This window comes from Algoriphagus namhaensis, from assembly GCF_042649705.1.
GTDB classification, from domain to species: domain Bacteria; phylum Bacteroidota; class Bacteroidia; order Cytophagales; family Cyclobacteriaceae; genus Algoriphagus; species Algoriphagus namhaensis.
Window position 1 is genome coordinate 195,754 of sequence record NZ_JBHRZS010000003.1, and the last position, 22,916, is coordinate 218,669.

The following is a 22,916-nucleotide window of genomic DNA, read 5'->3' on the forward strand; positions in this document are numbered from 1 at the left end:
TCAATAAAAACTATTTCTTTCCTTTTTCCAGCGGTAAACCAATATGGCTCCGATTACTAAACCACTGAGATGGGCAAAATGTGCCACATTGTCCAAGGGGTTGTTTACAAATACGTTGTAAATAGTGTAAAGACTATAAAAAAGCACCAAATATTTAGCCTTTACAGGCATGGGTGGGAATAAAAGGAAAAGCTGGGTATTTGGGAAGAGCATTGCGAAAGCAATCAATATCCCAAAAAGTGCTCCCGAAGCCCCCACCATAGGTACATTGCTTTGGATTCGAACTATGGCCTCTAGCGTTTGGTTTGCCCGCTGCACATACACTGGATCTGTTGGGTTTTTGCTGTAATCATCTACGAAATCGAAAATAGCCCGATCAAAATACCCACGGTTGTCTAACACCAATCTATTAAAGGATTCAGGATCTGGGTTTGCCTGAAAGGCCTCGACCTTAGTTTCAAGTGCATTGACCTTATAAGCAGAATAACCCGAATACAACACTCCAGAGCCAACACCACATACCATCCACAAAATCAAAAGCTTTTTTGGCCCAAGAAATTGCTCGAGTAGGGGACCGAAAATCAAGAGCCCAAACATATTCCCAAAGAGGTGCCAGAAATCCGCATGCATAAACATGTAAGTCAGAAACTGGAATGGCTGAAAATTCTGACTTTGAATGTAGTATAAGGCAAACCAATCGCTCAATTGTGGGAAAAGAAAGGCTGAAACCACAAACAACACGATGTTGATGAGGAGTAGGTTTTGTACAACTGGGGTGATGTTTCTGAACATATTATTTTCCGAAGAAGGAGTGAATGCTGGTTAAGTCCAACTTTACAAAGGTTTTATTTCCAGAGAGGCCGTAATTTGGGTTTTGGCAGGCAAATAGCTGACCGACTACCAGTTCCATTTCTTGAGAGTTTAAGCGCTGACCACGTTTGATCGAAGCCTTTCTAGCTAAGGCCCTTGCTAGGTATTCTCGATTTTCAAGGGAAAGCTCATTTTTGAAATGTTTGTACTGTTCGATTAAACCTTCAAAAAGCTCTTTCTCATTTTTCACCTGTATATCAGCTGGAACGCCTTGGATAAGCACAGCATCTTTGCCAAATACTTCAATCAAAAACCCTAAACTCGCCAACTCTTCACGAATTCCCATTACCAACTGAAAGTCTCCACCACTAAGTTCAATCACAGGCGGAAATAAGCACTGCTGGGAAGGTCCCTTTGCGATGGAAAGCTGCTTTTGATAGCGTTCGAATAGAATTCGTTCATGAGCAGTTTGCTGATCCAGGATGATAAATCCAGATGAAAACTGTGCTACGATATAGCTCAACTCGACTTGAAAGGTGGTGCCTGTGGTTTCTTCAGGAGTTGAAGGATTTTGGAAATCTTGCTGCTCCGTGGCCCGGCTTGGGAATGTCAAAACCTCCGTTTCCTCTTTGGAATCTTCTCTAATGCTTTGGGCTCCCCCACCTACCTCAAAGAGTTTTTCCCATCCTGAGGTGCTACTTTTCTTAAACTCAGGGGTATTGTAAGATTTGTAACTGTATTCACGATCAACCTGCTCTTTTTTTACTGAGTCATTCGCCCAGTTTTTTTCAAAATTGACATCTACCGTAAAATCCAAAGAGGGTACTACATGATGCGCTCCGAGGGCTTGCTTGATACAGGTTCGGATTACGGCATAGACCGTGCGCTCATCATCAAATTTGATTTCAGTTTTTGTGGGGTGGACATTGATATCTATATGAGATGGATCGATTTCCAAGAAAAGCACATAGAAAGGATGTTGATCCGGCTGAATAAGCCCCTCAAAAGCGGTGCTTACCGCATGGTGTAAATAGCTGCTTTTTATATATCTGTTGTTGACAAAAAAGAATTGCTCTCCTCGGGTTTTTTTTGCACTCTCGGGCTTGCCGATATAACCTTTCACCATCAAGTGTGGAGTCTCTTCATCGGCCGGAATGAGTTTATCTTGATAGTTTTTACCAAAAATCCCTGTTATTCGTTGACTCAGCTTGCCTGGAAGCAAGGAATACATCTCCATATCATTTTGCATAAGTGTAAATGCAATTTCTGGATAAGATAGAGCCACGCGCTGAAATTCATCCACCAAATGACGCATTTCAACAGGGTTTGATTTTAAGAAGTTTCGCCGGGCTGGAACGTTGAAAAACAGGTTTTTCATCGAAACGGAAGTACCGTTTTGTGCGGCTACTGGTTCTTGTTTTTTAACCTCAGAGCCTTCAATACAAATGTAGGTACCCAATTCCTCATCGGCTGTTTTGGTTTTCAACTCTACCTGAGCCACGGCAGCGATAGAAGCCAAGGCTTCACCTCGGAAGCCAAATGTGCGAATCGAAAATAGATCTTTACTTTCTTTGATTTTGGAGGTAGCATGGCGTTCAAAACTCATCCGAGCATCTGTCGGACTCATTCCTCGGCCATTGTCTATGACTTGAATGAGTTGTTTACCTGCATCTTTTAATACCACCTGAATTTTAGTGGCACCCGCATCTACTGCATTTTCAAGTAGTTCTTTGAGCGCAGAAGCAGGTCGTTGGACGACTTCGCCAGCAGCGATTTGATTGGCAATCGCATCTGGCAAGAGTTGGATGAGGTTGTTCATCTACTCTTTTTTGGTTTGAGACGAAAGAAAAAATAAATCGCCGCAATGAGTAAAACGCTGTACAATAAAATTTCAAAGACCACAGGCCCGAAATAAATATATCCTCCCAAAGACCCGACAAGAAGCAGGACGATTAAAGTCCGGATCATTGCCGTTGAAGTGAGGGGGTTTTGTGTTCGATCTTTTATTCCTCCGCGATAGTTGGCAAAAGATCCTCGGATTCCACTTTCATACCTCCCATTTTCCTCTCCTTCTTTTGGCAAAAGGCCCTCAGCCTCTAATTCTTTTTTAATCAAAGAAGTTCGCTGCTCAATTTCCTCTTTCACAGGATCATAATATCTTGGCTTGATATCAAACCTCATGGGGGAGTTTGTACGAAATATGGAAGGGAATTTCATGATTTTTTGCTCAGGTTTGACGTAGATACAGGATGGAAATAGTATCAGAGACGAGATTGACTTTGAAATCAACCAAACATCATAAATATACTCTGTTTAACCCCTTTTCTAGTCGATTGTTACACGATCTTTTTTAACTTACTTAAAGTTGTGTGACGATGGAGATCCGTACTGCATTCTGTATTTCCAGAACCTAGAATCAAATTTATTTTAAAAATAACAGATAAAAAATTATCAGAAAAATGAGGATTAGTCTTGTGAGAGGTTTCATGTTGGCAATGCTTGCTTTATTTTTTTCGGCAGGGCGGCTCTATTTACCTGGGACTGCGGAAGATCCTCTCGAAAGCGTGGACTCCATGGCTCAGATTCTTTGGGTGGATTCCGTATTCCAAGACCTTTCTTTTGATGAAAAGCTAGGACAGCTGTTTATGGTGGCGGCTTATTCCAATCAAGGAGACCAACATGTCCAAGAGATTCGAAAAATGGTACGAGAAGAAAATCTTGGGGGATTGATTTTTTTTCAGGGAGGGCCCAATCGCCAAGCCCGACTCACGAATCTTTATCAAGCAGAAGCTAAAACCCCACTATTTATTGCTATGGACGCGGAATGGGGGCTCGGAATGCGATTTGATTCGATTCCAGACTATCCTAAAGCGATGACCTTGGGCGCCATTCAAGATGAAAAACTCATCTACGCGATGGGCGAAGAGATGGCTAGACAATTCAAAGAGATGGACATGCACATCAATTTTGGACCAGTGGTCGATGTCAATTCCAATCCCAATAATCCGGTCATTGGCTATCGAGCCTTTGGTGAAAATAAAGTTGAAGTGGCAAAGAAGGCTGTGGCCTATGTCAAAGGTCTTCAGGATAATGGTGTCATTGCAAACGCAAAGCATTTCCCAGGTCATGGAGATACGGAATCGGATAGTCATTATTCCCTTCCGGTAATCAAACATTCCAAAGAGAGAATCGATGAAGTGGATTTATATCCATACAAGGCGCTTTTTGATGAAAACCTGATGTCTGTCATGGTGGCTCATCTCAATATCCCAAGCCTCGATGAGGGTAGCGGCAGACCTACTAGTCTATCAAAGCCGGTGGTGACAGATCTGCTTCAGCGGGAAATGAATTTCAATGGTCTCATTTTTACCGATGCCTTGAATATGCGAGGCGTGGCGGATCAATTTGCTCCAGGAGTGGTGGATGTGGAGGCGCTCGTCGCAGGAAATGATGTGCTGCTTTACTCTATGGATGTGCCAAGGGCCAAAGTAGAGATCAAAAAGGCGATAGAGGAAGGGAGAATCACACGGGCTGAAGTCGAACGCCGTGTGAAGAAAATCCTCAAAGCCAAATATTGGGCTGGGCTTCACAAGGAAAAACCAGTGAAGACATACAAATTGATGGATCGGCTTTACACGCCCAAAACCGAAGCCTTGATCGAAGAATTATATGCTGAGGCAATTACAGTCGCTACGAATAAAAATAGTCTATTGCCATTTAAACAATTAGATCTAAAAACCTTTGCCAGTCTTACCATTGGGGGAGAAGGAGATGTGTTTGCCGAATATCTAGATAAGTATGCTGAATTTGAGCACTTTCAACTTGAAAAAGGAATAGGGGCAGTCAGCCAAACCCTGAAAAATTTGGAGGGGAAAGATGTGGTGGTTGTGGGGTTGATGGGAATCACGAATAGCCCAAGAAGAAACTTTGGAGTAAGTGACGCGGATGTGAGTCTGATTCGTGAGTTGAGGAAATCCCATGAAGTTGTGACTGTACTTTTTGGCAATGCCTATTCCGCTCAATATTTCGATGATAATGAAAGGTTGGTTTTGGCTTATGAAAACAACGATTTCACTCAAAAGCTTGTGCCTCAAATTCTTTTTGGCGGCAGAGCCGGAAGGGGTGTTTTGCCAGTGAGCGTTAGTAATAATATTGTCCAAGGCGTAGGAGGTTATATGGAGCCGATGAGGAGATTAGCCTTTGCAACGCCAGAAACTGTAGGAATGAGTAGCGAAAAGCTCAATCGAATAGATGAAGTAGCTCAGAAAATGATCCGGATTCAGGCTGCGCCAGGTGCCAATGTTCTGGTAGTCAAGGATGGGAAAGTGGTTTTTGAGCGATCCTATGGAAAATTAGAGTATAAATCCTCACCAGCTGTCACCTCTGAGACTGTCTATGATTTAGCCTCCATTACTAAGGTTCTAGCCACCACACAGGCGGTGATGTTTTTGGTGAGCAGAGGTGAGATCGAAATGGACAAAACACTGGGAGATTACCTTCCTGAGCTCAGAGGGACCAATAAGGCCGATCTAGTACTGTCTGATGTAATGGCTCATGAAGCAGGGCTGAAGGCGTTTATCCCACATTATGCTAAAACCGTAGAGGGGGGGGCATGGAAGTCTGAATATTATAAGGCCAGTCCTGAGCCGGGTTTTACTCGACCTGTTTCGAATGAAATGTACGCCATGGATGCCTTACGGGATAGTTTGTGGGTTTGGACTGTAGATTCTCCTTTGGAGCCAAAGCCAAGAGGTGCCAGCAAACACAGATATAGATACTCAGACTTGACAATGTATTTTATGCAAGCCGTGGTGGAGCGGGTAGTAAACCAACCTTTAGATGCGTTTTTGGATCAGAATTTTTATAGTCCGCTTGGTTTAAACACCATGACATTCAATCCTACCAATCGAATCCCAAAAGAGAGAATAGCTCCTACGGAGGATGATGTTGTCTTTCGGAAAAGGCTGGTTCAGGGATATGTGCATGATCCTGGGGCAGCAATGTATGGAGGAGTTGCAGGACATGCGGGGCTTTTTGCCAAAGCCATGGATCTCGCAGTGATGATGCAAATGATGCTCAATGAAGGCTATTATGGGGATGTCAATCTCTTGAAGCCAGGTACTGTGAGTGAATTCACTAAACGCCAATCACGTCAGAGTCGCAGAGGCTGGGGTTGGGATAAACCCGAGCCGGAGAAAGATAAGGGAGGATCCGCAGGTAAATTAGCACCTAAGTCAACATTTGGACATACAGGATTTACCGGGACCTGCGTTTGGGCAGATCCCGAAAATGACCTGATTTATGTCTTTTTGTCCAATAGAGTATATCCGGATGGCGAAAACAAAAAATTACTCAGCGAGGGTATTCGTACCGAGATTCATGACCTTATTTACGAGGCGATGAAAAACTAAAGGCTCCCTTGGGAGCCTTTGGTTTATTTTAATATTTCTCTAGAAATCACCAGTTTCTGTATTTCCGATGTTCCCTCGCCAATGGTGCAGAGCTTTGAGTCTCGGTAATACTTTTCCACAGGATAATCCTTCGTAAAGCCATATCCTCCAAAAATCTGAACTGCTTCATTGGATACGGATACGCAGACTTCAGAAGCATAATATTTTGCTTTAGCCCCGGCTAGAGTCACTTTTTCACCTCTGTTTTTCAAATCAGCTGCTTTAAATGTCAATAGCTTAGCAGCCTCTACTTGGGTTGCCATATCCGCAAGCTTAAACGAGATGCCCTGGAATTTGGAAATAGGTTGATTGAATTGTTGACGCTCCTTGGAATATTGAATGGATGCCTCAAGAGCACCTTCTGCGATTCCCAAAGAAAGTGCAGCAATGGAAATTCGTCCTCCGTCCAAGATTTTCATAGATTGGATAAAACCTTCTCCTATCTCACCCAAAACTTGGCTTTCATGGACTTTACAATCTGTAAAAATCATCTCAGCAGTTTCGGATGCCCGCATGCCCAGCTTGTCTTCTTTTCTGCCTCCTTCAAAGCCTGGGGTTCCCCGCTCGATCACAAATGCCGTCATGCCGTGTGAATCTCCGACCTCGCCGGTTCTGGCGATCACCACTGCTACATCTCCCGATACACCGTGGGTAATAAAGTTTTTGGCACCGTTGAGCACCCAATACTCCCCTTCTTTTTTCGCAACGGTACGCATGTTCCCAGCATCCGAGCCCGTATTAGGCTCAGTCAGTCCCCATGCGCCTAGCCACTCGCAAGTTGCAAGTTTAGGGAGGTATTTTGCTTTTTGTTCCTCATTGCCAAACATCAAGATATGGTTTGTGCAAAGAGAATTGTGTGCAGCCATAGAAAGACCCACGGAAGGATCAAGCTTAGAAAGCTCAACGATAGCGGTCACATATTCAAAATAGCCAAATCCTGATCCGCCATACTCCGTGGGAACTAAAACACCCATCAAGCCGAGTTCGCCGAGCTTCTTAAATAGCTCAACCGGGAAAATCTGCTGATCGTCCCACTCCTTACGAAATGGTGTAATTTCTTTAGCTCCAAAATCCCGGATCATCTGGGCGATCATCCTTTGGTTTTCATTTTCTGAAAAATTAATCATACTGATTTTTTGGGTTTATACTTTTAAATTTAACCGAAAGGTTCTCAATTAGTTTGGATTCTCCAAGCGCCTTTTTATTTGAGGAAGAGTTGCATATTTTTTGGTCAAAATATTCGATTGGCTCCAGCAGTCAAGGCAGATTTTTATATTCAATACTAGACTACTTTTCAAAAGCATATATTCCATTTGCCAATACCCCCATTTTTATCTTATTTTCTGCCTTAATCTGAAGATATGCTGAAAATTTATTTGAGTACACTTTTTTGTTTTATAGTGGTCACTTTTTCCGGGCATGCTCAAAGCCAAAGAGAGTTAATTGATAGTCTAAAAACGGCCTTGGCAAAAACTGAAAACCTTAAGGATGAAGTAAGTGTACTTTCTGAGCTTACATGGAATTACGTCCCCATTTCCATCGATTCAGCTATCTTTTTTGGGCAAAGGGGGATTGTTCAAAGCAAAAAACTTAATGATCCAGTGATCTTGAGTCAGATGTATAGCGATCTGGCCTATGCTTGGATGGAAAAGGGTGAATTGCCAGAGGCTAGAGCAAATTATCAGGAAGCCTTGTCTTTGCGCTATCAGGTAGGAGATTCTTCCAAAATCTATGGCACCATCACGAATTTAGGTTCGGTTTTTCAGCGAGACTTTCAGTCAGATTCTGCTATGTCAAATTACCTCAAAGCACTCGATTATTTTGAGCGAACAGGAAATGAACGAAATGCGGATTTTGTCCGAAACAACATCGGTGTGATTTATCTGGAGATGAGAAATTACCCCCGGGCCTTAGAAATCCTCACAGAAGTGGCTGAATATAGAAAGAGTCAAGAAGATCAATATAGCTTGGCGATGACCTATACCAACTTGGGTAGCATCCACAAAAACATGAAAAACTACCCCAAGGCGGAGGAGGTATACCTTGAGGCATTGCGGATTTTTGGCGAATACGAGGACGTTTACTATACATCCACCACCTACAATAATCTGGCGACACTTTACAATGCTCAGAAAAAGAGTCAGCTAGCAATCTCCTATGCAAAAAAAGGGCTTGACCTAGCCGAGGAAGCTGGAGCGTCATACGACTTTGCCCTGATCCAATCTAATCTCGCAAGATCATACTATGATCTAGGGGATTTTGTGCAATCGAGAGATTACTATATCGCTGCGTTAAGAAATTTTGAGCTCCAAGATGCAGAAGATGATATGGCTAGTATGTACCTACTTATGTCTCCTGTCTATGCCGCCTTGAATATGCCTGACAGTGCTGCTTTTTATACAGAGGAATATATCAATCTAAATAAAAAACTTGCCGAGCAAGAAATTCAGCAACTCACTACGGATCTGGAAACGAGATATCAGACGGAAAAAAAGGATGCAGAAATCGCTCAGCAACGGGCTCAAATCAGAAATCGAACGATTCAACTTGGAGGTTCATTGGTATTGGCACTCATCCTCGGAGTCGTGGGATATTTGCTTTATTCTCAGCAAAAGCTCAAAAACAGGCAGCTCTATCAAGAGGCTGAATTGAAGGCGGCACTGGTCCGAATTGAAACTCAAAACAAACTTCAAGAGCAACGTGAATTGATCTCTCGTGACCTTCATGACAATATTGGAGCCCAGCTTACTTTCATTATTTCGGCTATAGAAAACCTAAAGTATTTTGATCCCATCAAGGAACAGCTGACTCAGAGATACGACACCATCGCCAACTTCACCAAGCAAACGATCACGGAATTGAGAGATACTATTTGGGCGATGAATGCCGGGCAAATCAACTGGGAGCAACTCTCCACCCGGATGAGTGACTACATGCAGCGCGCCGATCAAAGTGGAACTTCAGTGAACTTTAGCTTTTTCGGGACTGAATCTCTTCCGAAAGATTTACGATTTGCCTCCTCAGACGGGATTCAAGTGTATCGAATTCTTCAGGAAGCTGTTCAGAATGCCATGAAGCATGCTAAAGCCCAGAGCATTCAGGTTCAAATAAGTGCCTCAGACGATACGATTCACCTGATGATCAAAGACGATGGAAGAGGGTTTGACTTTAGTGAGGAATCGCTCGGAAATGGTCTAAGTAATATGCGCAAACGTGCTGAGATCTTGGGTGGACAAATTGAAATCGAATCAGCTATTGAAAAAGGGACGATGGTCAAACTTTCTTTACCCCGGTCCAGAAGTATCGGATAAAAGGTGAAGTCAAAGGAATAGGTCGTTTGCCTTATTCTCAAGAAAGCCTTCGTGAATTACATTTGGCTCGTGCTTTTTCTTCTTTTCTCCGAATGCTGAATTCCCTTTTTGAAAATCCTGTTTTGATTATTTTGGCCTTATTGGTGCTATCATGCATTCTAGGTCTACACGTGTTGCTATTCCAGGAATATATCAAACAGGAGAGAATTCAGGGTAGAAGATTGAAGGAATTGGAGCGACTTGTGAAAATTGAATTGGGAAGGTCTCAAGTTGTAGAAAATCAAATTGAACTTCTCGACAGGGTTAAATCTCAAACGGCTGATAAACTAGAATTGATCAAATTGCAGGTCACAGCTATGAAGGCCAAAGAAAAAGAAGAAGAAAAAAAGGGTAACTCTGATTAGCTACCCTTAATCTTTATTTCAGATTGTTGAATTCTTTGCTGATTTCATTGTACGTTTCTTTCAGCTCAACGAGTCGCTCATAGGCGTCCTTTCCTGGCTTTTGGTCAGCCTGTCCAAGCATAGAATTCAGATATCTAGTCTGATCTTGTAGCATAGGCTGCATGTAAGTGCCTTCTGGTGTAACCAATTGGTAATAAAGGGCTTCCAGTTTTGTTTTTTTCGATTCCATCTGAGCAGATTTTTCTTGTTCGATCGCCGACTCGAGTCCTTTCTTTTCCTCTTCCATCGCTGCAATCAAGCGATTGACATCATCTGAAAATTCGCGAATCTCCAAGGTTAAGGCTTCCTGTTCCGCAACATCGGCATCCGTCACTAGCGTGATTCTAGGATCCAAAATCACTTCAAATTCCTCTTCGAGTACGTTACCATCAGCAATTAATTTCGCCTTGAATTTGCCAGTTGCCACCATGGGTCCATTGCCTGTATAGGATCTTTTTGGGTCTTTGTTCCATCCTCCATGATGTCTCATGTTCCATACAAATTGATTCATTCCAGCTTTGTTTGGAAGACCTTGAGCTGCAGGGATCCCCGTAAATTCTGTACTCATATCCCGCTCTGTGTTTTCTCCTTCCTCCTCTTTGGTGCCAGATTCAAAAACTCTTACCAATTCGTCACGCTCATTTAAAATTTCTAATCTTAGGTTGGACGCTTTATCTGAAAGATAAAAATCCATTCTAGCACCATCCCTTAAGTATTCAGGGCCATTTTTTTCACTTCGAGCAGACATTCCATTTCTCACGGCTGGTTTGATAGGAAATAGCGCAATGTCCTTTGATCCTAGATCTTGGACTCCTCGTAGGCTGATTAGATTATCAAGAATCCAAAAACCTCTTCCCATTGTCGACATCACGAGGTCGTCTTCGTGAATTTTGATATCGGTGATAGGGGTAACAGGCAGATTACTTTTAAATGGCTCCCATGACTGACCATCATTCATTGAAATAAATAGTCCAAATTCTGTTCCTGCATAAAGAATCCCCTCTTTTTCAGGATCCTCACGAACTACTCGAGTAGGATAATCATTTGGAATTCCATTTTCTCCGGTAGTGAGTAGTGTCCAAGTGGCACCGTAGTCTTCCGTCTTGTAGATGTATGGGGCATAGTCATCAAGCTGGTAGCGCAATACTGATACATAAGCTTTTGCCGGATCATGTGGTGAAGGCTCAACAGCATCCACTCGGCCTCCTGAGGGCATATCCGGTGTTACCTTCTCCCAGGTTTTACCTCCATCTTTTGTGACATGAACAGGTCCGTCATTAGAGCCAACCCAGATCACCCCCTCCGCGATGGAAGATTCTCGAATTGCATATATGGTACTGTAATATTCCTCGCCAGTCACATCTCTTGTGATCGGTGATCCTGGAACCATCTGCTTCGAAGGATCGAAATCGGTAAGATCCGGAGAGATGATTTGCCAGGTCTTGCCATCATCATAAGTAACATGCACATACTGCGAGGTATGATAGACTTTGTTTGGATTATGCGGAGAAACATGGATCGGAGCTACTCGCTGAAATCTGAATTTAAGATCCTTTGGATTATGCCCGTAAATGTTACTTGCTCCCACATAGTATTGAAGTTCCTGTCCAGTTCGCTTATCGAAAACACCAAATCGTCCTTTACAATTTGAATAGACAATATTTGGGTCGCCGGGCTTCGGAACTGCCGGACCGGTTTCGCAACCTCCTGTATTTAGGATGAAGGAATTCGTGCCCGCTTGGACACTTAATGGAGGATTACTCGGCACAGCTATGGTGCTGTAGTTATCCTGCTGTCCAGCATATAAATAATATGGATATTGGTCATCCACTTCGACTTGATAGAGTTCTGCGGTGGGTTGATTAAACTGTGTTGACCAGCTCTTTCCGTCATTTAGTGTAATGTTTGCACCACCGTCATTGGCTTGGATCCAAATGGTTGTGTCGTTAGGATTAACCCAGATATCGTGATTATCCCCATGAGGAGTGGATAAGGTTTTCCATGTTTTTCCCCCATCGTATGATCTCAAAAAGCGCAGTGAATTATTGTAAACCGTGTTCGCATCCTTCGGATTCGCATAGATATTGGTATAATAGAATGGTCGATTAGTTAGGTTTGAATTGTCTGAGACAAATTCCCAATTCTCTCCTCGGTCAGCGGATCGATACAATCCTCCTTGATCATCAGATGCCTCGATATTTGCATAAACCACATCTGGATCGGCAGGAGATACTGCAAAGTCAATTTTTCCTGTCAGCCCTGTAGGCAGTCCATTGGAAAGTTTGATCCAAGTTTTTCCTGCGTCTGTAGACTTATAAACTCCACCCTCTGAAGATCCCGAAATGATCGTCCATGGCTTTCGTAAGCCTCTCCAAGCTCCAATGTAGAGCGTGTTTGGATCATCAGGAGCCATCTCCAAATCTGATACCCCCACGCTGTCAGAATGATAGAAAATTTTCTCCCAGGTAGCTCCGCCATCTATGGTTTTGAAAACTCCTCGATCCTCATTATGCCCAAAGGCTTGGCCAATTGCGGCTACATATACTATATCCGGATTTTCTGGGTGAATTTCCACAGCACCGATCTGACCAGTTTTTTCTAGACCAATCAAATCCCAGCTTTTACCCTCATCAATGGACTTATAGACTCCTTTACCAGTGATTACATTTGATCGAAGACCATCTGAGCCAGTGCCTACATAAATGATTTTGGGATCATTTTGATAGACAGATATTGCCCCAATCGATGGTGTGGAGAAGTATCCATCGGATATATTATCCCAAGAATTTCCGTAGTCATCAGTTTTCCAAACTCCACCACCTGTAGCGCCCATATAAAAAACAGCAGGTTTTAATTCTACGCCTTCTACAGCAGTGACACGTCCCCCGCGCAGAGGGCCGACATTTCTGAATTTATAGGAATCCAAAATGTCGGCGAGGTCTTGGCCGAAGGAAACAAATGAAAGAAGTAAAAAGAGGCTGGAGGAAAATAATTTTTTGTACATATAAGGATGGCTTTAATAGCAAAAGTTAAGACCAAAACTCCTGAAATAACAAAGTTTTTATGGGAACGGATAAAGTTCTTCTTGTTTTAGTCTGATATAGGTCAAGAAAGCTTTCATCAATTGTGTACTTTCATAGCTAGTTATTCCTTTTTGAACCTACAATACAATCCGATTTGCAATGAATTCGAACCCAAAAGTGACCGAAAGCCACAAGACCGCTTTCCAGTTTATCAGTGAACCTTCCGATATAAATTATGGAGGTAAAGTTCATGGAGGAGTGGTAATGAAATGGATTGATCAGGCGGCTTATACCTGTGCAAGGACTTGGGCAGAAGGCTATTGCGTGACTGTGTATGTAGGAGGGATTCGATTTTATAAACCCATCAATATCGGCGAAGTGATCAAGGTCGATGCCCAAGTGATTTACACTGGAAGCACAAGTATTCATATTATGGTGGAGGTGTATTCTAGAGGATTCGAGGAAAAGGAGTTTGAGAAAAAAACACATTGTATTATCATTTTTGTCTCGGTGGATGAAAATGGGTTGCCCAAGCCGGTGAAGTCTTGGACTCCACAAACGGAGCAAGAGATCAAGCTCGCTGAATATGCCACAAGACTGAAACAATTGCGGGAAGATATACACAATGAGATGCGGCCCTTTTTTAATGAATAGCTATTGGAAATTCTATTAGTTTGCACAGTTATGAAAAAATTAATTGCCACTCTTTGCCTTATTTCCCTGTTCAATTTTGCCTTTGGCCAATCCGCTACTGACAATCTTCCATATTCCCAAATTCCGGCTGCGGCAGCAACGTACAACTCCGGTGACATGGTTGCTCGAATGATCGATGGACTAGGCTATCGCTTTTTTTGGGCTACGGAGGGGTTGACTCAATCCGACCTTGAGTTTACCCCAAGCTCAGAATCTAGAAATACCCTTCAGACCTTAGAGCATATTTACAGTTTGTCTCAAACGATCCGCAACACCACACTTAATCAGCCCAATCTCCGTCCTGAGGATCTATCGGGAATGGACTTTGAGGATTTCAGGAATGGGACTTTAGAAAATCTACTCGAAGCGAGTCAAGCCTTATCTGCAAAGGACGAAGCCGATGTGGCCAAGTTGAAAATGGTTTTTGAAGGGTCAGATTTCCGTAGGGAATTACCCATTTGGAACTTGATCAATGGCCCAATTGCTGATGCGATTTACCACACGGGTCAGGTGGTAATGCTTCGACGCATGTCTGGAAACCCTATGAATCCAAAAGTAAATGTTCTGACGGGAGTAACTGCAAAGTAACTCAGTTGATCAACCCCTATGCAATCCGCTGACTGCTTGGTTCAAGGTGAATTGAATTTAATGAGGAAGTGCGAAGGCTACATAGGAATCACCACTTTTTGTTCCTTTTCCACCTCCACAGGCAATGACGAGGTATTGTTTGCCATTCATTTCATACATAGCCGGAGTCGCATGTCCTGAGGCAGGGAGTTTCGCCTCCCAAAGCTTCTCACCGGTCTCCTTATCAAATGCCCGAATTTTTTCATCTTTAGTGGCTGCGATAAAGACTAAGCCACCGGCCGTCACCACTGGACCGCCATAGTTTTCTGTACCTGTGGCTTCAAAACCCATCGCCGATAGGGAGTCAATTTCACCCAATGGAATTTGCCATTTTTTTAGCCCAGTATTCATATCGATTGCGGTCAGGAGTCCCCAAGGAGGGTTACTTCCATACAGACCCTCTTTGGTGGTGAGCTTTTTGTATCCATCCATGTAGTAGCGTGGATACAGCGCTGATTTTTCAGATTCAAGCTCTTTTTTGTCGTTGTCAGCAGGAGGATTTCCGAGCAAAAAGTCCATCAATACCAAAAGCTCCTCCTTGCTGATGTAATCAAATGCCGGCATGGCTCCACGTCCTTTCTGGAGGAGATAATCCAAGGAATCGAAGGTATATTTTTCTTCTAGTCCGATCAGGGAAGGGATGGCAGGTGGATTTCCCTTTCGATCCAAACCATGACAGTTTCCACAATAATTGGTGTAAATAGATTGTCCCACATTTTCAAACTTTGAATTGGGAGTCATCCCGATGATCCAAGGGATCTGGTTGGCATTTACATAAAAAATCTGGGTCTCTGGATCAAAAGCTGCACCGCCCCATTCGCCTCCTCCATCCATTCCTGGGAAAAGGACTATGGGCTGATCGGCATTTGGTGGGAGCCAAGTATCGCCCAAGAGTGCGTTTTCAAGCTGAGATTGAATGTCTGCTGTCCATTCGGGCTTTAGATTTAGCATGTCTCTCTCTTCAAAAACCATATTCATAAATGGCTCAGGAAGGGAAGGAATTGGCTGGGTGGGAGAAGTCTTTTCACCAGGAAGAGTGGACTGAGGCACGGTGGTTTCGGTGATTGGCCAGATGGGGTCCCCTGTTTGTCGATCAAAGACATAAGTGTAGCCTTGCTTAGATATTTGGGCCACGGCATCAATCCATTTACCATCCTTTTGAATTCGGATTAGGTTAGGGTTTGCTGGGAAATCCCTGTCCCATACATCATGATGGACGGCTTGAAAGTGCCAAATCCGTTCTCCAGTTTCTGCATTTAAAGCGAGGAGTGAATTGGAGTAGAGATTATCCCCATGTCTATATCCACCATAAAAATCATACGTTGCTGAGCCTGTAGGGACGAAGACGATTCCATGTGTTTGATCGAGTGTCATACCAGCCCAGTTATTCGCACCACCGATTTGAGAAATGTATTTTGGATCCCAAGTTTCAAAGCCATCTTCACCTTCCAGAGGTATAGTATGAAAAATCCATTTGCGCTCACCGCTCCGAATGTCATACGCACGGATGTGACCCGGAGCTGCGTCTAGACCTTCTGAAAGCCGCATTCCGATGATTAATAAGTCTTTGTAAACCACGCCTGGGGCATTGGCTACGATTAAAAAATCTTCACGCTCAGTATCTAGCCCTTTGCGTAAATCCACTTTTCCACCATCCCCAAAATCTGATATTGGCGCTCCTGTATCTGCATTCACGGCCATAAGCCAATTTCCAGCACCGAAAAGAATCCGTCGATCTTCTCCATCTTCCCAGTAACTTACTCCTCTGTTAGTTCCTGCCCATGAGTTTTCACCTCCGAGTATTTCGAAGGGATCAAACCTCCAGATTTCTTCACCCGTGGCGGCATTGAGAGCAAAGATATTAAGGCTAGGTGTGGAACCATAAAGCAGGCCGTTTTTCACAATGGGCTGGCACTGAATCTGACTCCGTTCGGTGGCATCTCCAGTTTGATAAGTCCAAGCCACCGAGAGATTTTGTACGTTTTCTTTGGTGATTTGGGACAAAGCCGAATAGCGCGAAGCATCCTCTGGTCCACCATAATGTGACCAATCGGTGTAGTCTATGCTTGTTTCCGCTTGTTGACAGCTAACTGCCAGTACTATAAAAATGAAGGATAGCCACTGATTCTTCATGATACAGAGTAATTATTGTCTGCCTTAAAATAGGGCTTTAGATTTGAATTTCTGTGACGGTGGCCTAAGCAGTTTGTGCAGAAAGAAAAGAATCACAGAGAGTAAGGGAAATCTAAGGGGTCTGGATATTCAAATTCAAAGCCGAAATCCGTTAGTTTCTCCGAAGATATAATTCGATGGATAGAAAGATCATTTTGTAGAAATGATTTTGGAAGAGTAAATCCATAATCTGCAGCATTTCTTTCAAGAATAGATTTTTTGTCAGGGTGGATGGGAGCCACACCGTTGAAAATTTCTTCCCAGTAATTTCCTTCAATTACCCACTGGCAAAGATTTACCGCATCGATTTGATGGATGTAGTTGACTCTACTGCTTCCGTCCACATTTTCTTTCCCTTCGAAATATTTTCCGAGAATCCTATTTCCTCCCATTAGGCCACCCATTCGTAGGATAGTCAATTCATAGGCGCGCTTTTCGGAGATGATTCGCTCGGCTTCCAAAAGGGTCTGGTTTCCCACATTGGATTTAGAAAGTTCATCCTCCTCATCATAATCGAAGGCTCTAGCTTCTTTGGGATAAATACCGGTGCTAGAAATAAAGAGCACCCGCTTGACTTTGGATTGATCAATGAGTTTTTTCAAGAATGCGAGCTGCTGAAAATAGAATTCGGCTTCTTGAGATTTTGATTTAGGAGGGAAAGCTACTACAAGCGTGTCCGTTTCGAAAAGTGAATTAAAGCCTTTACCTGTCGGGTGTGGGTTTAGGTTTAAGGTGACCACTCCATAAGCTTCTTTACTGAGTTCTTCTGCTTTAGAATCTTGGGTTGTACTTCCCACTACTTGGTATTCCTCTAGAGCCAATTTTTCGGCTAGTGGAAGTCCCAGCCAGCCTAAACCTATGATTCCTATTTTTCTCATTTTCTCAAAAAAAAACCTCCCCAAAGGGAGGCTTGCTTAGTCTTTTTTCGGCATGGTGCCTAGAAGGATATCCCAAAGTGGAGAGCTCACACCAAAGGCTACATCCGGATCCTTATAGTGATGAATGGCATGATTTACCCAAAGAACTTTCAAGAAATTTTTGGGAGGCTGATAAGCATGCACCACATAGTGAACAGCTAAATAACCTGCATATCCAAAAAGGAATCCTGGCACAAAATAGAGTGCAAATTCACCCATAATAAGGTTAAATACGAGATAGATAATTGCTGCGTATGCTGCACTCACGAATGGAGGCATCGCTAGACGATCTTTATCTTTTGGGTAATCATGGTGAACACCATGAACTGAATACTGGAGCTTGTCCTTCATCGGAGTATTTGGCTCCATGTGAAAGAAATACTTGTGCATCATGTATTCTACGAATGAGAAGCCTATCAGCCCCCCAAAAAACAAACCTACACCCATATACCAGGTGATCTGAGTGGTAGTGATCGCATAGTATTCCAATACTACACTTATTCCTAAAAACATCGTAATAGGAATAGAAATATGGGTTCTGGATATACGCTCCAAGAGCGGATTATCGAACATTTTTGCAGAACCAAAATTGTCAGGTTTTTCCAGTCTACCTATTTTTTTCATCTTCTTATTTTTCTAATCAGCACTTTGGCCTTTTCTCCTTCACAACACAAAGATACCGTTTTAGATTTTTTTTAAGTAAAAAAACTGAGCAAAAAAAGCTGTTTTTGATCAAGCTTTTGCAAGTGTAGCTTCGATGGTCTCCTTGTAATATGCCTCGTAATGAGGGAGAACTTTCGCGATATCAAACTCTTTGGCTCGAGCAAGAGCGTTCTCTTTAAATTTCGGAAGATTTTTCTCTTGCAGAATATACTTGGCTTTTTCGGTCATGTCCTCGATATCTCCAATTTTACACACAAAACCTGTAACCCCATCTAGATTCAATTCTGGAATTCCTCCAGCATTCGAACTGATCACTGGCACTTCACAAGCCATAGCTTCCAGAGCTGCGAGTCCGAAACTCTCTTTTTCTGATGGCATCAAAAATAGATCCGCTACGGACAATACCTCTTCCACTGCTTCCAGTTTCCCTAAGAATCGAATGTCATCACAGGTTCCAAGTTCTCGACAAAGACGCTCCATGCTATCTCTTTCTGGGCCATCTCCCACAAGAAGGAGCTTGGCAGGCATTTCTTTTCGTAATTCAAAAAACACACGAATCACATCTTGGACGCGCTTTACTTTCCTGAAATTTGATGTATGAACCAGAAGTTTTTCGCCATGAGGGCAAATAGCAAGTTTGAAATGTTCTTTACGCTGTTTTTTGAAACGTTTAAGATCAATGAAGTTTGGTATCACTTTAATTTCACGATTGATCGCAAAGTGTTCTAGGGTTTCCCTCCTCAAATCTTCTGATACTGCGGTGACTCCATCCGAGTTATTTATACTGAAAGTTACCACAGGTTCGTAACTCGGATCTTTTCCTACCAATGTTATATCTGTACCGTGAAGGGTGGTGACTACAGGTATTTCAATCCCTTGAGTTTTCAGGATTTGCTTGGCCATGTAAGCTGCCGATGCATGAGGGATAGCATAATGTACATGGAGGAGGTCAAGCTTTTCGTATTTGACTACGCTCACCATTTTACTCGCAAGGGCAAGTTCATACGGAGCATGCTCGAACAGCGGATAGCTTTTGATATCGACTTCGTGGTAATATAGGTTTTCACTAAAAAAATCTAATCGTGTCGGTTGACGGTAGGTGATAAAGTGGATTTCATGACCCAGTCTTGCTAGACCAATACCCAACTCGGTGGCTACCACACCGCTTCCCCCGAAGGTGGGGTAACAAACAATTCCTATTTTCATTTCCCTTTGGATGTTTCCAGATAAGGTGCTAACAATAATTAAGCCCTCAATTGTTCAAAATAAAATATTTTTATGATAAGTATTTCGAAAATCGAGGATTTAAAGAAAAAAGGAAGTCTAGTTGGGCTTCCTTTTGTCTTTAATCTGGAAAAGATAAGCGAGAGTAAATTCCAAAGTTGTGAAATTCATATCGAAAACTCGCTCCTGAGCATCAGGGTTTGTAAAATCGAAAGCAAAGCGAGCTTCGGCTGCCAGTGTACTCTTTCCAAAAAGCTTGGAAATGCCAGCTCCCGCGGTAAGCCCATACATAATCTTGGAAGGATCATCATCTGCACCCCCAAAGGTGGGGAGTTCGGGTGGATTGGTTCCTTCAAATTCCCGGATTATATCTTTTGCGCTCAGCAAATAGCCAAAGTGAGGGCCAAGTTTGATTTGAAATCTGCCGGATTTTCCAATATAGAAACTGGACAGAACGGGTATTTTCAAATAATCCAATTGAGTCTCGTTGGTTAGTGGATTGTCTTCATCATCGGTAGTTTGTTTGAAGCCGCTTGGGAGGTACTGGATATTTACTTCGATGCCAGCATTTTTTGAGTTGAAATGCTCAAACACGAAGGCAAATGTGGGACCACCGATACCTGGGACTTCAACTCCTCGTGTCCCGGCCGTGGGAAGATAATTGTAAGTGGAGCTAGCTATCCCACCTCTGATTCCCACACTCGTTTGAGCAGAAACTAGCCCTGTACTTAGTAAAAGGAATAAGCCGAGTATCGATTTTTTCATAATTAAAACTGAAGAAAGCCCAACGGGTCTAACTATTATTTCGCATTGATGGTAAATGTACCCGAGATCGGTCGACCATCCAAGCCCAACCCACGAACGTAAACTGTCATTGGTCCTGCTATTTCATTGGTATAAAAGGTCAATTCGAGATTACCCCTTTCGTCAGTGACGAGAAATGGATTCCAGTAGAGTGTTTGCCTTTTGTCTTCAAAGGATTGATCTTCTTCTTGGGCATAGTCCAGCTGGAAAAATGGTTTAGTAGGTTCAAAACCCTCAATTTCAAACTCTGCAAAACCACTCGCTTCGGTTGGATTCATGGCTTGAGGCGCATCAGGGTCATACTTTTTCAAGTATACCGCAATGACTCCGTTTCGCCCTTGGTCTCCGAGCATCGAGACCGTTCTCGAGACGATTTCTATTCGATCAATATCAAAAGGGTTGATACTTTTCAAATTATCTGCAGCTGTACTACTCGGTGAGGATACCATGATGCTTTCATTGAGCATAACGATAGGCTCCATGCTACCGGAAACGGATGCCGCTCCAGCCCGGATTCGGATTTGCTGCCTACCGGTTCCTCCCTCAACGGTCACCCGCATGCCTGGTACATTGCCTGCCAGGCTATTGACTAGGTCGGTTACATTACCCGTAGCAAACAATTTTTCACCTGTAACCACATAGCTTGGTGTTCCATAGATAGCTTTTCGCTCGATTGTCCCTTTATCTTCCACTAAGACTTCTTCCAAGACTTCAACGTCCTCCTCGATTTCTATAGCCCTGATTGGCTCAGATACCGTTTTGATTTTAGGGAAATAAGCGTTTTCTGGGAAAGCCATGGGGGGTCTCAGCGCATTTATTTTTTCAATTTTAGAAACAGGTTTACCCTTGTTGTCGGTCGCTTGCATGGCTAGTTTCATTTTACCATAAAACTCCATTCCTTCCATGGCAAACTCGCCATCACGATTCGCTTCTAGGTTGACCATTCCTTCAAAATCATTCACAAAGGCTACGACGGTCCCAGCCGTGGTCTTATTTTTTTGATCGTAAAGAACCCAGTCTTCTTTTATACTAAATTCTACCGGGTAAGAAAACCGATCCAGGCCCATTGACTCTGGAATCTCTGCAAGTGCAAGAGATGGGCCAATGGGTACACTTTCTTGAATGGGTAGGATTTGGGTCTGGTCCAGTACAGACACAGATAAAGTAGCGGGGACTGGCAATCCCTGTTCATTTTTAGTCTGGACGGTAAGGGTTACTTTTTGTCTGGGACCGTAAGTATTTAGATCGGATAAGACAGTGACACCTTTAGGACTTGCGGGAGCTTTCGTCTCGGTGGATTCTACGCGCTGATATATTCCCAGTACCGGCAAAGGTGCGGTATAATAGTGATCTGGCCCATAATTTCTGGTCCAGTTGGTGTAAGCCCGTAGATAGTATTTTTGGGCTTTGAGCGAATCAGGCAAAGTGAAATTTCCAAAGACAAGCCCATCACGAATAGCGTATTTTTTATCTAAAATCAAGTTTCTGGCTGTATCGACTAGTTCGACATGAAGAATCTTGCTGAGTTCGTTTCTAAGGTAGGGATTGCCATAGTTGAGATAGCCTTTGAAAAAGACCTCATCTCCTTCGTAATAGTAGGGCTTGTCTGTATGTAGATAGATTTTCTCTTGGAAATTGGCTGCTGTTTTATCCAGATTTTGCAGCTGTATAGCTTTTTCTGCATCATAGTCTAGCGGGAGCAAAGTAGATATTCGCTTTCGATCCATGTCTCCTGAAAAAACCAGCTCCTGTGGATTGAGAATAAAGCCATTTTCTTTCACACGAACCATCTCTTTGTTCACCTCAAGCCATGAAACGGGGTAAGGAGCATCCACATAAGTATTGACTTGGGAGTATCCTTTTTGGTAGTGGATTTCTATTCTGCCTTTGAGATGAATAAGGTATTGTCCAGGTTCTGATGCTTTCTTTACAAGATCATCCGGCTTATAGGGTACTACCGATTTACCAAGTTCATTTGCAAAAATGTCAGATCGCATATTCATGTTTTGCGAACCTCCAGGTTTGTCGCCGTAGAGGAAAAAACCTTCCTGCTCTTGTTCGCCTTTGACGATTGCCCGAAACATATTCATGGGTGATTTTCGGTATACGTCTGCCCTATTTTGATTCCAAGTAGCTTTTTGGGCGTCTGAGGTAGGTTCTAGTTCTTCAAATCTTGCAGCTCCGGAGATTTTATAATTGGTCCGAGCTTGAAAAAATTCCTTGAGGTCAAAAGTGATTTTGTACCCAAGATATTTGTTTACAATTTCAATGGGTTGGGCTGCTTTGGCTACAAAAGTGTTTTTGTCTTCTCCTTCTTCAAAATCGATTACCCACGGATTTTGGATCTCTGAAAGTGCAGCATTTGGGTCATTTCCAAGGAAGAGGTTATTAAATTTCCGAAGATCCCGCTCCCATGCTTTATCTCTGGAAGCTTTGATTTCTACATCGCTTAGCTCGGAGATATATGGCTTCATGCTGAGGTTGACCGTCAGTGATCCTCCTGCGGTTAGAGTTACCGTTTTGGTTTCCGCCACGTATCCCAAATAGGAAAAGCTAACCTCTAAAGGCCCCGGCTCCAGCCCCTCCAGAACGTACTTTCCATCCATGTCGGTCGCGGTGCTGATGGTGGTGTTGTTAATGAATACATTACAAAAGGGAAGTATTTCACCTGTTTCTGCATCTTTTACCACTCCTTGGATTTGAGCTGTTTGGGCTTGTGCCCAAAATGTAAGACCAATGAGAAAGGCAAGACTGAAAAGCGATTTTTTCATTGAATGGT

16 protein-coding genes are annotated in these 22,916 nt (G+C 43.1%); 5 read left to right on the plus strand and 11 right to left on the minus strand.

The features are described from left to right. The 3 genes from ACFOSV_RS02520 to ACFOSV_RS02530 are packed head-to-tail and all read right to left on the minus strand — an operon-like array spanning position 1 to position 3,027. Complete coding sequence (locus tag ACFOSV_RS02520) at positions 1-792, minus strand: rhomboid family intramembrane serine protease (RefSeq protein WP_377903063.1); 792 nt, start codon at positions 790-792, stop codon at positions 1-3. 1 nt (position 793) lies between these two features. Then, entirely contained in the window at positions 794-2,629 is a 1,836-nt protein-coding gene (gene mutL / locus ACFOSV_RS02525; protein ID WP_377903065.1) for a DNA mismatch repair endonuclease MutL, read from the minus strand. After that, positions 2,626-3,027 carry a hypothetical protein gene (locus tag ACFOSV_RS02530; RefSeq protein WP_377903067.1) on the minus strand — a complete coding sequence of 134 codons (402 nt, stop codon included), beginning with the start codon at positions 3,025-3,027 and terminating at the stop codon, positions 2,626-2,628. The genes mutL and ACFOSV_RS02530 overlap by 4 nt, the downstream gene beginning before the upstream one ends. 242 nt (positions 3,028-3,269) lie before the next feature. On the opposite strand from ACFOSV_RS02530, the gene ACFOSV_RS02535 reads away from it, so the two are divergent. Next, positions 3,270-6,221: a glycoside hydrolase family 3 N-terminal domain-containing protein gene (locus ACFOSV_RS02535; RefSeq protein WP_377903069.1), complete on the plus strand. Its 2,952-nt coding sequence runs from the start codon at positions 3,270-3,272 to the stop codon at positions 6,219-6,221. Positions 6,222-6,244: 23 nt separating this feature from the next. Here ACFOSV_RS02535 and ACFOSV_RS02540 read toward each other — a convergent pair whose 3' ends face one another. Further along, a complete protein-coding gene (locus ACFOSV_RS02540; RefSeq protein WP_377903071.1) occupies positions 6,245-7,387 on the minus strand; it encodes an acyl-CoA dehydrogenase family protein in 1,143 nt (380 codons plus the stop codon). A gap of 234 nt (positions 7,388-7,621) precedes the next feature. Here ACFOSV_RS02540 and ACFOSV_RS02545 point away from each other — a divergent pair, with 234 nt between their 5' ends. Both ACFOSV_RS02545 and ACFOSV_RS02550 read left to right on the plus strand, forming a co-directional pair. Beyond that, on the plus strand, positions 7,622-9,571 hold the full coding sequence (locus tag ACFOSV_RS02545) for an ATP-binding protein (RefSeq protein WP_377903073.1): 1,950 nt from the start codon (positions 7,622-7,624) through the stop codon (positions 9,569-9,571). A gap of 26 nt (positions 9,572-9,597) precedes the next feature. Next, positions 9,598-9,975 (plus strand): hypothetical protein, encoded by a 378-nt coding sequence (locus ACFOSV_RS02550; RefSeq protein ID WP_377903075.1) that lies wholly within the window; start codon positions 9,598-9,600, stop codon positions 9,973-9,975. A 13-nt stretch (positions 9,976-9,988) separates the two neighbouring features. Here the strand turns inward: ACFOSV_RS02550 and ACFOSV_RS02555 are convergent, their stop codons facing one another. Further along, complete coding sequence (locus tag ACFOSV_RS02555; protein ID WP_377903077.1) at positions 9,989-13,018, minus strand: VPS10 domain-containing protein; 3,030 nt, start codon at positions 13,016-13,018, stop codon at positions 9,989-9,991. A gap of 178 nt (positions 13,019-13,196) precedes the next feature. On the opposite strand from ACFOSV_RS02555, the gene ACFOSV_RS02560 reads away from it, so the two are divergent. Both ACFOSV_RS02560 and ACFOSV_RS02565 read left to right on the plus strand, forming a co-directional pair. Continuing rightward, positions 13,197-13,691 (plus strand): acyl-CoA thioesterase, encoded by a 495-nt coding sequence (locus ACFOSV_RS02560; protein ID WP_377903079.1) that lies wholly within the window; start codon positions 13,197-13,199, stop codon positions 13,689-13,691. A gap of 30 nt (positions 13,692-13,721) precedes the next feature. After that, entirely contained in the window at positions 13,722-14,318 is a 597-nt protein-coding gene (locus tag ACFOSV_RS02565) for a DinB family protein (protein ID WP_377903081.1), read from the plus strand. A 57-nt stretch (positions 14,319-14,375) separates the two neighbouring features. On the opposite strand, the gene ACFOSV_RS02570 is transcribed toward ACFOSV_RS02565, so the two are convergent. The 6 genes from ACFOSV_RS02570 to ACFOSV_RS02595 all read right to left on the minus strand — a co-directional run bounded on the left by ACFOSV_RS02570 (position 14,376) and on the right by ACFOSV_RS02595 (position 22,908). After that, positions 14,376-16,490, minus strand: coding sequence for an outer membrane protein assembly factor BamB family protein (locus ACFOSV_RS02570; RefSeq protein ID WP_377903083.1), 2,115 nt, complete (start codon positions 16,488-16,490; stop codon positions 14,376-14,378). 92 nt (positions 16,491-16,582) lie between these two features. Then, the gene (locus ACFOSV_RS02575) at positions 16,583-17,407 is read right to left on the minus strand and encodes an NAD(P)-binding domain-containing protein (protein ID WP_377903085.1); all 825 of its coding nucleotides are present in this window, start codon (positions 17,405-17,407) and stop codon (positions 16,583-16,585) included. Positions 17,408-17,443: 36 nt separating this feature from the next. Then, a complete protein-coding gene (locus tag ACFOSV_RS02580) occupies positions 17,444-18,070 on the minus strand; it encodes a sterol desaturase family protein (RefSeq protein WP_377903087.1) in 627 nt (208 codons plus the stop codon). A 108-nt stretch (positions 18,071-18,178) separates the two neighbouring features. Further along, positions 18,179-19,315, minus strand: a complete 1,137-nt coding sequence (gene bshA / locus ACFOSV_RS02585; protein WP_377903089.1) for an N-acetyl-alpha-D-glucosaminyl L-malate synthase BshA — start codon at positions 19,313-19,315, stop codon at positions 18,179-18,181. Between the two features lie 117 nt (positions 19,316-19,432). After that, entirely contained in the window at positions 19,433-20,098 is a 666-nt protein-coding gene (locus ACFOSV_RS02590; RefSeq protein WP_377903091.1) for an outer membrane beta-barrel protein, read from the minus strand. A 35-nt stretch (positions 20,099-20,133) separates the two neighbouring features. Further along, positions 20,134-22,908: a carboxypeptidase-like regulatory domain-containing protein gene (locus ACFOSV_RS02595; protein ID WP_377903093.1), complete on the minus strand. Its 2,775-nt coding sequence runs from the start codon at positions 22,906-22,908 to the stop codon at positions 20,134-20,136. Between the last annotated feature and the right edge of the window lie 8 nt (positions 22,909-22,916).

Excerpts from the sequence above, each read along its gene's own strand:
- ACFOSV_RS02530 (WP_377903067.1), bottom strand. The coding sequence starts at position 3,027 with ATGAAATTCCCTTCCATATTTCGTACAAACTCCCCCATGAGGTTTGAT.
- ACFOSV_RS02580 (WP_377903087.1), bottom strand. The coding sequence starts at position 18,070 with ATGAAAAAAATAGGTAGACTGGAAAAACCTGACAATTTTGGTTCTGCA.
- mutL (WP_377903065.1), bottom strand. The coding sequence starts at position 2,629 with ATGAACAACCTCATCCAACTCTTGCCAGATGCGATTGCCAATCAAATC.
- ACFOSV_RS02590 (WP_377903091.1), bottom strand. The coding sequence starts at position 20,098 with ATGAAAAAATCGATACTCGGCTTATTCCTTTTACTAAGTACAGGGCTA.
- ACFOSV_RS02570 (WP_377903083.1), bottom strand. The coding sequence starts at position 16,490 with ATGAAGAATCAGTGGCTATCCTTCATTTTTATAGTACTGGCAGTTAGC.
- ACFOSV_RS02535 (WP_377903069.1), top strand. The coding sequence starts at position 3,270 with ATGAGGATTAGTCTTGTGAGAGGTTTCATGTTGGCAATGCTTGCTTTA.
- ACFOSV_RS02560 (WP_377903079.1), top strand. The coding sequence starts at position 13,197 with ATGAATTCGAACCCAAAAGTGACCGAAAGCCACAAGACCGCTTTCCAG.
- ACFOSV_RS02545 (WP_377903073.1), top strand. The coding sequence starts at position 7,622 with ATGCTGAAAATTTATTTGAGTACACTTTTTTGTTTTATAGTGGTCACT.
- ACFOSV_RS02520 (WP_377903063.1), bottom strand. The coding sequence starts at position 792 with ATGTTCAGAAACATCACCCCAGTTGTACAAAACCTACTCCTCATCAAC.
- ACFOSV_RS02540 (WP_377903071.1), bottom strand. The coding sequence starts at position 7,387 with ATGATTAATTTTTCAGAAAATGAAAACCAAAGGATGATCGCCCAGATG.
- bshA (WP_377903089.1), bottom strand. The coding sequence starts at position 19,315 with ATGAAAATAGGAATTGTTTGTTACCCCACCTTCGGGGGAAGCGGTGTG.
- ACFOSV_RS02575 (WP_377903085.1), bottom strand. The coding sequence starts at position 17,407 with ATGAGAAAAATAGGAATCATAGGTTTAGGCTGGCTGGGACTTCCACTA.
- ACFOSV_RS02595 (WP_377903093.1), bottom strand. The coding sequence starts at position 22,908 with ATGAAAAAATCGCTTTTCAGTCTTGCCTTTCTCATTGGTCTTACATTT.
- ACFOSV_RS02555 (WP_377903077.1), bottom strand. The coding sequence starts at position 13,018 with ATGTACAAAAAATTATTTTCCTCCAGCCTCTTTTTACTTCTTTCATTT.
- ACFOSV_RS02565 (WP_377903081.1), top strand. The coding sequence starts at position 13,722 with ATGAAAAAATTAATTGCCACTCTTTGCCTTATTTCCCTGTTCAATTTT.